Genomic DNA, 13,134 nt, shown 5'->3' on the forward strand with positions numbered 1-13,134 from the left:
AAACGGAATGCTATACATTTGCCGAAGAAAAAAATAATATACACGAATAATGAATATACCAGCTGAATTAAAATATACAAAAGATCATGAATGGGTGAAAATTGACGGTGATATTGCAACCGTTGGTATTACAGATTTTGCCCAAGGTGAACTAGGTGATATTGTCTATGTAGAGGTAGATACCTTAGACGAAACATTAGAGCGTGAAGCTATCTTTGGAACGGTAGAAGCGGTGAAAACAGTATCGGATCTATTTTCACCCTTGTCAGGGGAGATAGTTGAATTCAATGAGGCTTTGGAAGATGAGCCTGAAAAGGTGAATACCGATCCTTATGGTGATGGTTGGATGGTGAAAATTAAATTTAGCGACGCTGCTGAGGTGGAGGAATTATTGAGTGATGCTGCGTATAAGGAACTTATAGGTGCTTAAAAACCTTGCATATAAAGTAATGTTCATAGGCTGGATGGTGTTCGTAACACTTCTCAGCCTATTTTCTTTTTCAGGGGTAGAAGCCTCTAGATTCAATATTCCACATCTAGACAAGGCGGTACATTTTACCTTTTATTTTGTTATGGTTGTGTTGGCTTTTTTCGCAAAAACAAATGGGGCATGGCATGGAAGTACCGACCTTAAGATATTGAGGTACATTGTTTTATTCGCAATAGGTTATGGCATAATAATTGAAATCCTACAACATGTAGCGACTATGGATAGACAAGGCGATCCTTTTGATGTACTGGCGAATTCTATTGGCGCATTTACTGGAATGATGCTCTTACGTTTTCTGTTTTTAATAAAGCAGTCGTTAAAATGAAAATATAAGTTGCATTTTTATGGATTATTTAGTTAAATTAGCAATCACTAAATTGAATATATATGGAACCTAAAAAGAATCCCAAGGCGGATTTAACAACGAACAGCAGTCTTTATTTTGTCATAGGATTGTTTGCGGTAATGCTATTTACCTATGTGGCATTTGAGTGGAAAACTTATGATGAAGTGAATGATTATGATATATCTATGAATGTAGATGATCTTTTGGATGAAGAAGTTCCAATGACCGAACAGATTAAGACTCCGCCCCCACCACCGCCACCAGCTGCACCTGAAATCATTGAGGTCGTAGAGGATGAGGAGGAAGTTGAGGAAACCGTAATCGAGTCGACGGAGACTAGTCAAGAAGAGGAAATCGTTGAGGTTGAAGATGTTGTTGTGGAAGAGGTGGAAGAGGATGTTGACGTTCCTTTTGCTGTTATTGAAGATGTTCCAATTTTTCCAGGTTGTGAAAGTGCCCCGGATAAAAGAGCTTGTTTTAACGAAATGATTCAAAAGCATATTGGTAAAAACTTCCGATATCCTGAGATTGCTCAAGAAATGGGCGTTCAAGGTAGGGTAAGTGTAATGTTCGTAATCCAAAAAGATGGGAGCATAGGTAACATTAGAATGCGTGGACCGGATAAAAATTTAGAGGCTGAAGCAGCAAGAATTATTGGGAAGCTGCCTAAAATGACTCCTGGTAAGCAAAGAGGTAGAGCTGTACGTGTTCCTTTTAGTATTCCAATTAACTTTAAATTACAATAAGCTTAAATCGTTTTTAAGGTTAAGCGTTTATAAATAAAAAATCCCGAGCTGTTTTAGCTCTGGATTTTTTATTTATGGTTGTTTTTTAAAGGTGAGGTAAAGTATTATTCTAAGTTTTTGGAGATGTAAACGGCTTTTTCGGTTTCCTCCAATGCGCTCCCTATCTTATTCTGGTAAATTGACCTATTTGATATGTGCTTTTGTTTGGCTTATATAGCCACGATAATCCTCCTCCTTGGCGAACGTGCATAAACCATTTGAGATCCTGTCAAGGAGAATAGTTTCTCTTTTTTCTTGAATTAAGTCGAAAAAATATAATCATTAATCGAACCAGGATGGTGTGTACGTTTAATTGTCTCATTTGTAGTTATTAATGAAATATGTATGGGCTTGTCAATTATGATAGAAATAAAAATATAAGGTTGCAGAAATATGGCATGGGGGTTATCTTTGCAGACCTATTCGAAGAACTATGAAAACCGCCGTGAGCTCGGTAAAAAATAATGGTATCGCATTGATTTTTGCTGATTTTAAGGAAATTACTAAAGCTAGGCTGGCAATCAGTGTTGTTTTTTCGTCCCTCGCGGGATATTTTTTAGGCGCTTATGACATCCAATGGGTACAAGTTTTGTTGTTGGCATTTGGCGGTTATTGTATGGTTGGTGCCAGTAACGCCTATAATCAGGTCATCGAGAAAGATTTAGATGTTTTGATGAAGCGTACTCAGAACAGGCCTATTCCTGCAGGAAGAATGACTGTTAATTCTGCTATGACCATAGCGATAACACTAACCTTGTTTGGAGTCTTGGCCCTGTATTTTTTAAATCCGAAAACGGCAATGTTCGGTGCTGTTTCCATCTTTTTATATACAAGTGTTTATACTCCACTTAAAACAATAACACCACTGGCAGTTTTTGTAGGTGCTATTCCTGGAGCGATTCCTTTTATGTTGGGGTGGGTCGCCGCCACCAATGATTTTGGTATTGAGCCAGGTACTTTATTCATGATTCAGTTTTTTTGGCAGTTTCCCCATTTTTGGGCTTTAGCTTGGATGTTGAACGACGATTATACAAAAGGTGGTTTTAAAATGTTACCCACTGGAAAAAAGGATGCGGCAACCGTATTGCAGATTATAATGTATACTATTTGGATGATGGTCATATCCGTTATTCCTGTTTTTGGTATTACTGGTCGGTTGCACTTATCGATACCAGCTGGGATACTTATTTTTTTAATGGGTGCTGCAATGCTTGGGTTCGCTTTTAGGTTATATATAAAACGGGATAATGTATCGGCCAGAAAATTAATGTTGGCAAGTGTCAGTTATATAACGCTGATGCAAATTGTATATGTAATAGATAAATTTTTAGGGTGATATGGATTTGACACAAGGATCGGCGAAGGAGAAGAACGATAGGGCAAAAAAAATGATGCTCTGGTTCGGAATGGTTAGTTTATTAATGGGTTTTGCAGGATGGACCAGTGCTTACATCGTGAGTAGTACCAGGGAAGACTGGGCTAGTGATGTGGCCTTGCCACAAGCATTTCTATATAGTACGCTTGTAATTATTATAAGTAGTCTTACCTATATGTTAGCTAAAAAGGCTGTAAAGGATGGTCAGTCTAAAAAAGCGACCCTTTTGCTTTGGGTAACGTTGGTATTGGGCGTCGCTTTTGTGAGTATTCAGTTTGTAGGGTTTTCTCAAATGGTAGCACAAGGATATTACTTTACCGGGCCAACGAGTAGTATAAAAATGTCCTACGTGTTTCTGATAGCGATGGTTCATATTGTACACGTGATTGCCGGAATGATATCTCTTATAATTGTTCTATACAAGCAAACTAAAGGGAGGTACACGCCGAAAGAATATTTAGGACTTGCTTTAGGGGCAACTTTTTGGCACTTTTTAGATTTATTATGGGTCTATTTGGTGTTATTTATGACCTTTGTAAAATAAATTTGCACCAAAATAAGTTTTGAATCAAATTGGGCTTTTATATAGTTCAAAAAAATGTAAATTTGCTAAAGTTTTATTAAAACGATAATCAGTATATGGATTCTACGGTGACAACGGGAGCGGAAACAAGCGTTTGGGGAGGTGGTAACAGACCTTTGGGAGCAAGCTACGGTAAATTAATGATGTGGTTTTTCTTGGTGTCGGATGCCTTGACTTTCTCAGGATTTTTAGCGGCATACGGCTTTTCAAGATTTAAGTTTATTGAAACTTGGCCCATTGCTGACGAGGTGTTTACCCACGTTCCATTTTTTCATGGAAATTATCCGATGATCTATGTTGCCTTTATGACATTTGTATTGATTATGTCTTCGGTTACAATGGTATTGGCGGTAGACGCCGGTCATAAAATGAAACAAAATGCCGTTATTTGGTATTTGTTCGCAACCATTATCGGAGGGGCGATTTTCGTCGGGTCACAAGCATGGGAATGGAAGACCTTTATTAAAGGCGACCATGGCGCTTTAGAAACGAACGGGGGTAGAATTTTACAATTTGTAAAGGCCGATAGTGGAGAAAGGGCTTCATTATCAGATTTTGCGGTTACCATAGAAGATGAAAGAGTAGAGCATGAAGAAAAGAATGGTATTTGGTATTATGGGGAAAAAGCCCTGCCGACCTACTCCTTAAATGAAGTGATAGAAGGATTCAAGGCAGACCCAAATATTTTAATAAGAACCGAACTGGTTAATGAGGATGGAGAAAAAACTGTTTTGGATAGACAGGCCTCTTTGGCGAAATTAGCGGATGCGAAAGAAGTCGTTGAAGGTGCTAATTTGATTCATAATGAGTACGGGAGCCGTCTTTTTGCTGATTTCTTTTTCTTTATTACAGGATTTCACGGGTTTCACGTATTTTCAGGTGTGATAATTAATATTATCATCTTTTTCAATGTAATTCTCGGCACCTATGAAAGAAGAGGGCATTATGAAATGGTTGAAAAAATTGGATTATACTGGCACTTTGTAGATTTGGTTTGGGTATTCGTATTTACCTTTTTCTACTTGGTTTAATTCATTAAAAAATAGCACTACTACGGTAAATTGATTTATAGATTATTAGTAACATGGCACACGAACATAAATTAGAGATTTTCAGGGGAGTTGTAAAGTTCAAATCCAATACACAAAAAATTTGGGGAGTTTTAGCTTTTCTTACTCTTGTGACGGCAGTAGAGGTTGTTTTAGGAATACTTAAACCACAGATATTGACCGATACCCATCTTTTGGGCATGAAATTGTTGAATTGGATATTTATAATCCTGACCTTGGTAAAGGCCTATTATATTGCTTGGGATTTTATGCACCTGCGTGACGAAAAATCTTCATTGAGAAGAGCAATAGTATGGACACCTATTTTCTTAGTGATCTACTTGGTTTTCATACTTTTGGTAGAGGCCGATTATATCTATAATGTCTATAAATTCGGCTTTATAAGTTGGAATTTCTAAACGATAATTAACAGAATTAAAAGACGGTTTCATCACCGTCTTTTTTATTTTTGTATCGTTCCCTATTTAAGCGATGTATGCTGGTTTTAATTCAATTGGCATGACTGCTGAGCAGAATTTTCGATTATGAAAAAAACATTTGTTCTTATTGTTTTATTTGTATTGCCTATCGTAGCGTACCTTTTCTTTGCGTCAGGGGTGAATAATTTTGGAATGTTACCTGAATTAACTCAAAACGTGAGCGAATTGGACTTTGCCACTAATGCAAGATTTAAGGATAATATTACGGTTTTGGGTTTTCTTGGTACTGATGTCGACTCCAGAAAGGGTAATGCTTTCAACCTAAATCAGAAAATTTATAAACGTTTTTTTGAGTTCAACGATTTTCAGTTCGTAATGGTTGTTCCCTTTGGAACCGAAGAGAAGGTAAGGGACCTTAAAGAGGAGATTGGCGCCTTGGCGGATATTGAGAAATGGAATTTCGTATTCGCAACCTCCGAAGAAATAGATTCGTTGTTTGCAAGTTTAAAGACAGATTTGCAATTGGATAAAAATTATAGTACACCTTATGCTTTCATAGTTGATAAAGACCTTAATTTAAGGGGTAGGACCGATGATGAGGATGAGGGAACAAAGTATGGTTTCAATACCAATTCTGTTGCCGATTTAAATAATAAAATGGTCGATGATATAAAAATCATATTGGCGGAGTACCGTCTGGCCTTAAAAAAGAATAATGCAGATAGATCTCATTAATGAATAAAAAATATACATATATATGGGTTTCGTTGATTGTTCTAATATTTGGAATAATCGTCATACCAAGAATAGTGGAGAGACTGTCCTCCGGTAGTGTGGTAGAAAATGACCGTTTAAATAGCGAATCAAGTAATAAGAGATTGGGTTATATATTATTGGATGGTAAACGGAGGAAAGTTCCTTCTTTTGAATTTATCAATCAAGATAGCGTTTTAGTAAGCGACAAGGACTATCTGGGTAAGGTGTATGTGGTTGATTTCTTTTTTACCCGTTGTCCAAGTATTTGCCCTGTCATGACAACGAATTTAGTAGAGGTTCAACAAAAGTTTAAGGATGAAACGGATTTTGGAATAGCATCGTTCAGTATAACGCCGCAATTCGATACCCCCGAAGTTTTAAGGGCTTATATCAAAAAATATAATATTCGAGGGAATAATTGGAATTTAATGACGGGCGATAAGGAAGCTATTTATGAATTGGCAAATGCTGGGTTCAATATTTTTGCGGCCGAAATGCCAGATGTACCGGGCGGCTTTGAACATTCAGGTCTTTTTGCTTTAGTCGATAAGGAGGGGTATCTAAGATCTCGAACCGATGAATTTGGCAATCCGATCGTGTATTATAGAGGTGCAATTTTAGAGAAGAACGGAACCAATGATCAAGGTGAAAAGGAGGAAATAAGTATTTTAAAGGCCGATATAGAAAAATTACTGCAAGAATAAGAGTATGCAACAAAGGATTTCAGATGAAAAAAAGTTTAATAGGGTTATAGCTGTAGTTTCTATTGTTATTCCTTTAGTTGTGGCTTTATTGTTTGGTGTGAAAATCCCTAATGTTAAGCCTTTATCCTTTTTGCCCCCTATTTATGCATCCATTAATGGAATCACAGCAGTGCTTTTATTGCTTGCGGTTTGGGCCATAAAAAATGGAAATCAAAAGCTGCATCAACGGTTAATGACCACCAATATCATCTTGTCACTATTATTTTTGGTCATGTATATTGCGTATCATATGACCTCCGATTCTACGGCTTATGGCGGATTAGGAGTCATTCGTTATGTTTATTACTTTATTTTATTTACACATATTGTTTTGTCAATAGCACTTATTCCTTTAGTACTTCGCACGTATGCTAAGGCTTATTTGAACAAATTTGATGAACATAGGGCTTTGGCCAAATATACCTTTCCAATTTGGTTGTATGTAGCTATTACTGGAGTGGTTGTTTATTTAATGATATCCCCATATTATGCGTACTAAAGAAAAAATGATATTGATGTTAACCCTACTGGTAATGGTGCTTTTTCCATCCGTTGCCGAAGCACAGTGCGCGATGTGTAGGGCGGTATTGGAAAGTGAATCATCTGGTAATGCGGCCAAGGGTATTAATAACGGCATTGTCTACTTGATGGCTATTCCCTATGTTTTGGTCGCCGGACTCTTCTATTTTATCTACAAAAAAATGCGTGCGTAAGCTATTTTTTTCAATTTTCGCTGTAAAGGTGTAACATTCTGCTTTTTGATTAGTCTTATGATTGTGTGATATGAGTATCACCTACATCAATCAATCAAATCAATTAATCACATGTTCGATTTAGAACGTTGGCAAGAAATTTTCGATACCATCCGCAAGAATAAATTGCGAACGTTTCTTACGGGACTTTCCGTAGCTTCGGGTATTTTCATTTTGGTAATTTTATTAGGCTTTGGGCAAGGCATGCAAAATGGTATTGCCCAAGAGTTTGAACAGGATGCCGCGACGAGTGTTTGGGTATGGCCGGGCGTGACTACAAAGGAATATAAGGGAATGAATCCTGGAAGACGTATACAGTTACGTAATGAGAATTATGATTTTGCTGCGGTTTTGTTGGAAGATGCCATTGAAAATAAGTCGCCAAGAATATTCGTTAGGGATGTTTTGGTCAACTACGGTACTGAATCCTTGGCCTATGCTGTGCAGGGCGTTTCCCCTCAATTTCAGTTTATCGAAAATGAGTTTATTTCCCAAGGTAGGTTTCTAAACCAACAAGATGAGGATGAAAAGGCTAAAGTTGCTATTATTAGTAATAAAATCAAGCGCGAAGTATTCCAAGAACTAGAAACCCCAGTAGGAGTGTTTTTGGATATTTCCGGAATTCCCTTTAAGATTATTGGTGTGTATGGTGATGTAGGAGGGGAAAGGGAAGAGGACCGTATCTATATCCCCGTAAGTACGGCACAACAAGTTTTTAATGGCGCCGATTATTTAAGTAACCTATCTTACACATTACCCCCCGCTGAAAATTTCAACGCTGCCGTTGAGCAGTCCATTAAATTCAAGAATTCTCTCAAAACCTATTTGCAACAAGCACATACCGTGGCACCAGATGATACCAGTGCCATTCAAGTGTACAATCCTATGGAAGAAGCAAAACGCTTTTACTCTCTAATGGGTGGAATCAAGTTTTTCTTTTGGTTCGTAGGGGTATGCACCATCATTGCGGGTATTGTAGGTGTAAGCAATATCATGCTGATTGTGGTTAAGGAGCGTACACGTGAAATAGGTATTCGTAAAGCTTTAGGGGCAAAGCCGTGGTCAATTGTTGGCATGATACTTCACGAGGCAATTTTCATTACAGCAATTGCTGGTTTTACAGGGCTTATTTTAAGTATGGCGTTGTTAGAAATTGTTGGTCCGCATATAGAGGTGGATTATATTTTAAATCCCTCTGTCAATTTCAATGTAGCTATGACAACGGTTTTTGTACTGATTTTCGCAGGTGCGGTAGCTGGTTTTTTTCCCGCTTGGAGGGCCGCTAAAATTCATGTGATTGAAGCATTAAGGGACGAATAAGAGCGAATTGGAAATAAAAAAATAAGAAATAGAACAACACCAATTATAACTAAAGCATAAGGATGTTCAGCAAAGACCGTTGGAAAGAAATTTTGGAAGTGTTGTCCAGTAATGTGTTCAGGACTTTGGCCACTTCATTTGGGGTAGGTTGGGGCATTTTCATCCTTATTATTCTGTTGGCCGCGGGTAAGGGATTGGAAAACGGTATCAGGGCAGACTTTGGGGATATTGCCACCAATACCATGTTCATGTGGTCTAGAAATACGACCATGGCCTATAAAGGATTACCAAAAGGCAGACGTTTCAATTTTAAGTTAGAGGATGTTAAAGCCATTGAAGATAATGTTCCCAACCTTCGATTTATATCGCCTCGAAATCAATTGGGTGGTTTTGGAGGGGGAAATAATGTGGTTCGGGGACTCAAAACGGGTGCTTTTAATGTGTACGGAGATTATCCTCAGATAATTAGACAAGACCCCATGACCATTACGACTGGTAGATTTATCAATCAAAATGATGTTGAAGATAAGCGCAAAGTTGCGGTCATTGGTGATGGTGTTAGAAACGAACTGTACGATAAGGGTGAAGAAGTATTAGGTACCTACGTGAAAATTCAAGGTGTGAACTTCATGGTAGTGGGTACTTACAAAAAGAAAAGCGATGATGGTAATGGAGAGGAAGGCCAAAAAGAAATATTTGTTCCCTTTACTTCTTTTTCGCAAGCATTCAATACGGCAAATGATGTAGGTTGGATGGCGATTACGGCACAAGATGGCAGTTCAATATCCAATTTAAAGGAAAAAATAGTAAGTGTAGTGAAGGAGAACAGAAAAATTCATCCAGAAGACAAACGCGCCGTAGGCTATTTTGATCTATACGAACAATTCAACAGGGTCGAAAGTCTTTTTGGTGCGCTGAGGTGGGTGGCCTATTTTGTTGGAATCCTAGTGCTATTGTCTGGTATCATTGGGGTCAGCAATATCATGCTGATCGTAATCAAGGAACGGACCAAGGAAATTGGAATACGCAGGGCATTGGGAGAGGACCCATGGTCCATTAAGAAGCAAATACTCATGGAGTCTATATTCTTAACTATTATATCAGGTATGGTGGGTATAATTTTCGGGGCCCTCTTTATCTATGGTGTAAATGCCGTGCTAGATGCTATAGGACCTGTAGATATGTTCATTAACCCTAGCGTTAGTTTAGGTGTAGTGGTAAGTGCATTGGTCCTTCTTGTATTCTCTGGATTATTAGCAGGGTTTATACCAGCACAGAGTGCGATTAAAATTAGACCCATAGAAGCATTACGAACAGAATAGTTTTATCGATCAATAAAAAGTAACTAATCAAAAAATGAAAAAATCAGCAACAATTATCATTCTTCTTGTCATTGTTTTAGCCTTTGGTGGATCCATGTATTACTTGTACCAGAAAAATGCCGAAGACCCCGTGGTGTATCAGACCGAAGAACCATCTAAACAGACCATTATTAAAAAAACCATGGCCACCGGAAGTATACTTCCTTTAGAGGAAGTTTTGATCAAGCCTAACATTTCTGGCGTTATCCAAGAAATATTTGTTGAAGGTGGAGACTACGTAAAATCGGGAGATTTGTTATGTACCATTAAGGTAGTGCCTAATTTAAGCTCCTTAAACGATGCTAAGAATACCATAGACGAGACTAAAATTAATTTAGATGATCAATTAAGGAACTTGGATAGACAAAAGGGACTGTTTGCCAAGGGCGTTATTTCCAAAGTGGATTTGGAACGGGCGCAAGTGACTTATGATCAGGCGAAACAATCGTATGCGGCCGCGAACAAAAGATATGATATCGTAAAAACGGGAACGACCTCGGGATATGGCAATGCCGCGAATACCCAGATTCGCGCCACGGTCAGCGGTATGGTATTAGAAGTGCCCGTTGAGGTCGGAAATCAAGTTATTGAAAGTAATAATTTTAATGAAGGAACAACTATTGCAGCAATTGCCGATGTAGACAAGATGATTTTCGAAGGAAAGGTTGACGAGTCTGAGGTCGGTAAGATAAAAGAAGACCTTCCGTTAGAGATTACAGTAGGTGCCATTGAAGATAAAGTATTTGATGCCGTTTTGGATTACATCGCTCCAAAAGGTAAAGTGGAAAATGGAGCTATTCAGTTTGAAATTAAAGGCACCCTGAAAAAACAAGATACCGTTTTTATTAGGGCTGGCTTAAGTGCAAATGCCTCTATTATTTTAGCACGTGTAGACAGCGTCCTTGCCGTTAAGGAGGCCTTGGTGCAGTTCGATGATAAGACCAAAAAACCTTATGTTGAAATTGAAACGGGCGACCAACAGTTCGAGCGAAGGGACATTGAACTGGGAATTAGTGATGGCATTCATGTGCAAATAAATTCTGGGATAAAGGAAGGCGAAAAGATCAAAGTCTGGAACGAAGTGAAACCAGATGAATTTGCGCAAAACTAATAAATCAAAAAAATAATAATTAATTGATGTAACAATTTCAAGGCGACATAGTCTAACCGGTAGACAATGTTTATGATTGTTCAAAATAACAACCAACATGATTCAAATTAAAGATCTTCATAAGTCCTACAAAATGGGCAAAAATTCGCTTCACGTACTTAAGGGAATTAATTTTAATGTTGAAGAGGGCGAATTGGTAGCTATTATGGGTTCATCTGGGTCCGGAAAATCTACCTTGTTGAATATATTGGGCATGCTTGATAGTTTGGATTCTGGCGAATATATCTTGGATAACGTGCCGATCAAGAATCTTAATGAGACAAAAGCGGCACGATATAGAAACAAGTTTCTAGGCTTCATATTCCAATCGTTTAACCTGATCAATTATAAAAGTGCGGCAGAAAATGTTGCGTTGCCTTTATACTATCAAAAAGTACCTCGAAAAGAACGTCAAGAAAAGGCATTGAAATACTTAACACAAGTAGGGTTGAAAGAATGGGCCACGCATTTGCCCAGTGAGCTTTCAGGGGGTCAAAAACAGCGTGTTGCCATTGCTAGGGCCATGGCTGCCGAACCTAAGGTTTTATTGGCCGATGAGCCTACAGGAGCATTGGACAGTAAAACATCCTATGAAGTGATGGATCTGATCCAGAAAATAAATGACGCAGGGAACACCATTTTAATCGTTACCCATGAGCCGGATATTGCCGATATGTGTAAGCGTATCGTTCATTTAAAAGATGGGGTCATCATAGAGGATAAAAAAATAGAACAGGTAAGAGCGGCACAATATGTTTGATAGGGACATCTGGCAAGAAATATATCACAGCATTAGTAACAATAAGCTAAGAACCTTTCTGACCGGTTTTTCCGTGGGATGGGGAATCTTTATCCTTGTATTGCTTTTGGCTTCGGTGAATGGAATGCAGAATGGTTTCACCAGGCAGTTTAGTGATGATGCCACCAATTCCATTTTTATGAGGACGGGCACCACTTCAATGGCCTATGGTGGCTTTGAGGCCGGTAGACGCATACAACTCACCAATGATGATATTGATTACATAAAAAGAAGTTTTCACAATGATCTTGAATATATCAGTCCTAGGGTCTATCAAAATATAACCGCTAGATATGGAAGTGAGACCGGGAGCTATAGCGTACAGGCCGTTTATCCTGATTTACAGATAATCGAAAAAATTTTAATAGCAGATGGCCGCTTTGTCAATACAAATGATTTGCTCAATGCCTCAAAGGTTGCGGTCATCGGTAGAAAAGTAGCTCAAGATCTTTTTAAGAGCGAAGATCCCATAGGTAAATTCGTTGAATTCAATGGTTTACCGTTTAGGGTTATCGGCACTTTTACAGATGATGGTGATGACAACGCCGAACGCAATATATATGCTCCTACCAGTACATTTCAAAGAATGTATGGTCAAACGGATCATATCGATCAAATATCACTGACCTATAATCCTACGTATGACTTAACGAAAGCTCTTGAATTTTCTGAACGTTTGGAAAGTGTATTCAAACGAAAATTTAAGGTTGCTCCCCAAGACCAAGCGGGAATCAGAGTATTTAATTATGCCGAAGTTTTTGAGGACATCAGCAATTTTACGGGAGGGTTGGATATTGCCGTAATCATTGTGGGACTTTTGATTTTACTATCTGGAATTGTGGGTATAGGAAACATCATGGTATTTATAATAAAGGAGCGTACGAAAGAAATTGGGGTACGAAAGGCATTGGGTGCCGAACCTTGGTCGATTATAAAACTGGTATTGTTCGAATCTGTTTTTATTACGGCTTTTTCGGGGTTTATAGGTTTGGCAATCGCCACGGGTTTATTGGCCATAGTGGGCCCTAATATTAAGACAGATGCCTTTGCCGATCCATCAGTAAGTATGTCAATCGTAGTGACCGCAACCATTATACTGGTGGTAGCGGGAGTTTTGGCAGGTCTGATCCCTGCAATGAAAGCAGCCAAAGTAAAACCGATTGTAGCATTAAGCGATAAATAATT

16 protein-coding genes are annotated in these 13,134 nt (G+C 38.4%); all 16 read left to right on the plus strand.

The annotated features are described in order from the left end of the window. Positions 1-49: 49 nt before the first annotated feature. The 16 genes from gcvH to ACNR9Q_RS06465 all read left to right on the plus strand — a co-directional run bounded on the left by gcvH (position 50) and on the right by ACNR9Q_RS06465 (position 13,132). Positions 50-430 (plus strand): glycine cleavage system protein GcvH, encoded by a 381-nt coding sequence (gcvH, locus tag ACNR9Q_RS06390; RefSeq protein WP_419213777.1) that lies wholly within the window; start codon positions 50-52, stop codon positions 428-430. Next, positions 423-815: a VanZ family protein gene (locus ACNR9Q_RS06395; RefSeq protein ID WP_419213778.1), complete on the plus strand. Its 393-nt coding sequence runs from the start codon at positions 423-425 to the stop codon at positions 813-815. The genes gcvH and ACNR9Q_RS06395 overlap by 8 nt, the downstream gene beginning before the upstream one ends. A gap of 62 nt (positions 816-877) precedes the next feature. Next, positions 878-1,582, plus strand: coding sequence for an energy transducer TonB (locus tag ACNR9Q_RS06400; RefSeq protein WP_419213779.1), 705 nt, complete (start codon positions 878-880; stop codon positions 1,580-1,582). A gap of 472 nt (positions 1,583-2,054) precedes the next feature. Further along, a complete protein-coding gene (cyoE, locus tag ACNR9Q_RS06405) occupies positions 2,055-2,957 on the plus strand; it encodes a heme o synthase (RefSeq protein WP_419213780.1) in 903 nt (300 codons plus the stop codon). 1 nt (position 2,958) lies between these two features. Next, on the plus strand, positions 2,959-3,540 hold the full coding sequence (locus ACNR9Q_RS06410; RefSeq protein ID WP_419213781.1) for a cytochrome c oxidase subunit 3: 582 nt from the start codon (positions 2,959-2,961) through the stop codon (positions 3,538-3,540). 95 nt (positions 3,541-3,635) lie between these two features. After that, a complete protein-coding gene (locus ACNR9Q_RS06415; protein ID WP_419213782.1) occupies positions 3,636-4,610 on the plus strand; it encodes a cytochrome c oxidase subunit 3 in 975 nt (324 codons plus the stop codon). Between the two features lie 53 nt (positions 4,611-4,663). Then, positions 4,664-5,047 carry a cytochrome C oxidase subunit IV family protein gene (locus ACNR9Q_RS06420; protein ID WP_419213783.1) on the plus strand — a complete coding sequence of 128 codons (384 nt, stop codon included), beginning with the start codon at positions 4,664-4,666 and terminating at the stop codon, positions 5,045-5,047. Between the two features lie 126 nt (positions 5,048-5,173). Beyond that, the gene (locus ACNR9Q_RS06425) at positions 5,174-5,803 is read left to right on the plus strand and encodes a hypothetical protein (protein ID WP_419213784.1); all 630 of its coding nucleotides are present in this window, start codon (positions 5,174-5,176) and stop codon (positions 5,801-5,803) included. Then, positions 5,803-6,528 carry an SCO family protein gene (locus ACNR9Q_RS06430; protein WP_419213785.1) on the plus strand — a complete coding sequence of 242 codons (726 nt, stop codon included), beginning with the start codon at positions 5,803-5,805 and terminating at the stop codon, positions 6,526-6,528. Before ACNR9Q_RS06425 ends, ACNR9Q_RS06430 begins: the two co-directional genes overlap by 1 nt. 4 nt (positions 6,529-6,532) lie before the next feature. Beyond that, positions 6,533-7,066 (plus strand): DUF420 domain-containing protein, encoded by a 534-nt coding sequence (locus tag ACNR9Q_RS06435; RefSeq protein WP_419213786.1) that lies wholly within the window; start codon positions 6,533-6,535, stop codon positions 7,064-7,066. Further along, the gene (locus tag ACNR9Q_RS06440) at positions 7,056-7,280 is read left to right on the plus strand and encodes a hypothetical protein (RefSeq protein WP_419213787.1); all 225 of its coding nucleotides are present in this window, start codon (positions 7,056-7,058) and stop codon (positions 7,278-7,280) included. The genes ACNR9Q_RS06435 and ACNR9Q_RS06440 overlap by 11 nt, the downstream gene beginning before the upstream one ends. 111 nt (positions 7,281-7,391) lie before the next feature. After that, positions 7,392-8,639, plus strand: coding sequence for an ABC transporter permease (locus ACNR9Q_RS06445; protein ID WP_419213788.1), 1,248 nt, complete (start codon positions 7,392-7,394; stop codon positions 8,637-8,639). Between the two features lie 62 nt (positions 8,640-8,701). Further along, entirely contained in the window at positions 8,702-9,961 is a 1,260-nt protein-coding gene (locus ACNR9Q_RS06450; RefSeq protein WP_419213789.1) for an ABC transporter permease, read from the plus strand. A gap of 34 nt (positions 9,962-9,995) precedes the next feature. Further along, complete coding sequence (locus ACNR9Q_RS06455; protein ID WP_419213790.1) at positions 9,996-11,111, plus strand: efflux RND transporter periplasmic adaptor subunit; 1,116 nt, start codon at positions 9,996-9,998, stop codon at positions 11,109-11,111. Positions 11,112-11,208: 97 nt separating this feature from the next. Next, positions 11,209-11,910 carry an ABC transporter ATP-binding protein gene (locus tag ACNR9Q_RS06460; protein ID WP_419213791.1) on the plus strand — a complete coding sequence of 234 codons (702 nt, stop codon included), beginning with the start codon at positions 11,209-11,211 and terminating at the stop codon, positions 11,908-11,910. Then, positions 11,903-13,132, plus strand: coding sequence for an ABC transporter permease (locus tag ACNR9Q_RS06465; protein ID WP_419213792.1), 1,230 nt, complete (start codon positions 11,903-11,905; stop codon positions 13,130-13,132). Before ACNR9Q_RS06460 ends, ACNR9Q_RS06465 begins: the two co-directional genes overlap by 8 nt. Positions 13,133-13,134 lie beyond the last annotated feature (2 nt).

Source organism: Maribacter sp. X9 (assembly GCF_048537565.1).
Lineage (GTDB): Bacteria > Bacteroidota > Bacteroidia > Flavobacteriales > Flavobacteriaceae > Maribacter.

Excerpts from the sequence above, each read along its gene's own strand:
- gcvH (WP_419213777.1), top strand. The coding sequence starts at position 50 with ATGAATATACCAGCTGAATTAAAATATACAAAAGATCATGAATGGGTG.
- ACNR9Q_RS06400 (WP_419213779.1), top strand. The coding sequence starts at position 878 with ATGGAACCTAAAAAGAATCCCAAGGCGGATTTAACAACGAACAGCAGT.
- cyoE (WP_419213780.1), top strand. The coding sequence starts at position 2,055 with ATGAAAACCGCCGTGAGCTCGGTAAAAAATAATGGTATCGCATTGATT.
- ACNR9Q_RS06410 (WP_419213781.1), top strand. The coding sequence starts at position 2,959 with ATGGATTTGACACAAGGATCGGCGAAGGAGAAGAACGATAGGGCAAAA.
- ACNR9Q_RS06415 (WP_419213782.1), top strand. The coding sequence starts at position 3,636 with ATGGATTCTACGGTGACAACGGGAGCGGAAACAAGCGTTTGGGGAGGT.
- ACNR9Q_RS06420 (WP_419213783.1), top strand. The coding sequence starts at position 4,664 with ATGGCACACGAACATAAATTAGAGATTTTCAGGGGAGTTGTAAAGTTC.
- ACNR9Q_RS06425 (WP_419213784.1), top strand. The coding sequence starts at position 5,174 with ATGAAAAAAACATTTGTTCTTATTGTTTTATTTGTATTGCCTATCGTA.
- ACNR9Q_RS06430 (WP_419213785.1), top strand. The coding sequence starts at position 5,803 with ATGAATAAAAAATATACATATATATGGGTTTCGTTGATTGTTCTAATA.
- ACNR9Q_RS06435 (WP_419213786.1), top strand. The coding sequence starts at position 6,533 with ATGCAACAAAGGATTTCAGATGAAAAAAAGTTTAATAGGGTTATAGCT.
- ACNR9Q_RS06440 (WP_419213787.1), top strand. The coding sequence starts at position 7,056 with ATGCGTACTAAAGAAAAAATGATATTGATGTTAACCCTACTGGTAATG.
- ACNR9Q_RS06445 (WP_419213788.1), top strand. The coding sequence starts at position 7,392 with ATGTTCGATTTAGAACGTTGGCAAGAAATTTTCGATACCATCCGCAAG.
- ACNR9Q_RS06450 (WP_419213789.1), top strand. The coding sequence starts at position 8,702 with ATGTTCAGCAAAGACCGTTGGAAAGAAATTTTGGAAGTGTTGTCCAGT.
- ACNR9Q_RS06455 (WP_419213790.1), top strand. The coding sequence starts at position 9,996 with ATGAAAAAATCAGCAACAATTATCATTCTTCTTGTCATTGTTTTAGCC.
- ACNR9Q_RS06460 (WP_419213791.1), top strand. The coding sequence starts at position 11,209 with ATGATTCAAATTAAAGATCTTCATAAGTCCTACAAAATGGGCAAAAAT.
- ACNR9Q_RS06465 (WP_419213792.1), top strand. The coding sequence starts at position 11,903 with ATGTTTGATAGGGACATCTGGCAAGAAATATATCACAGCATTAGTAAC.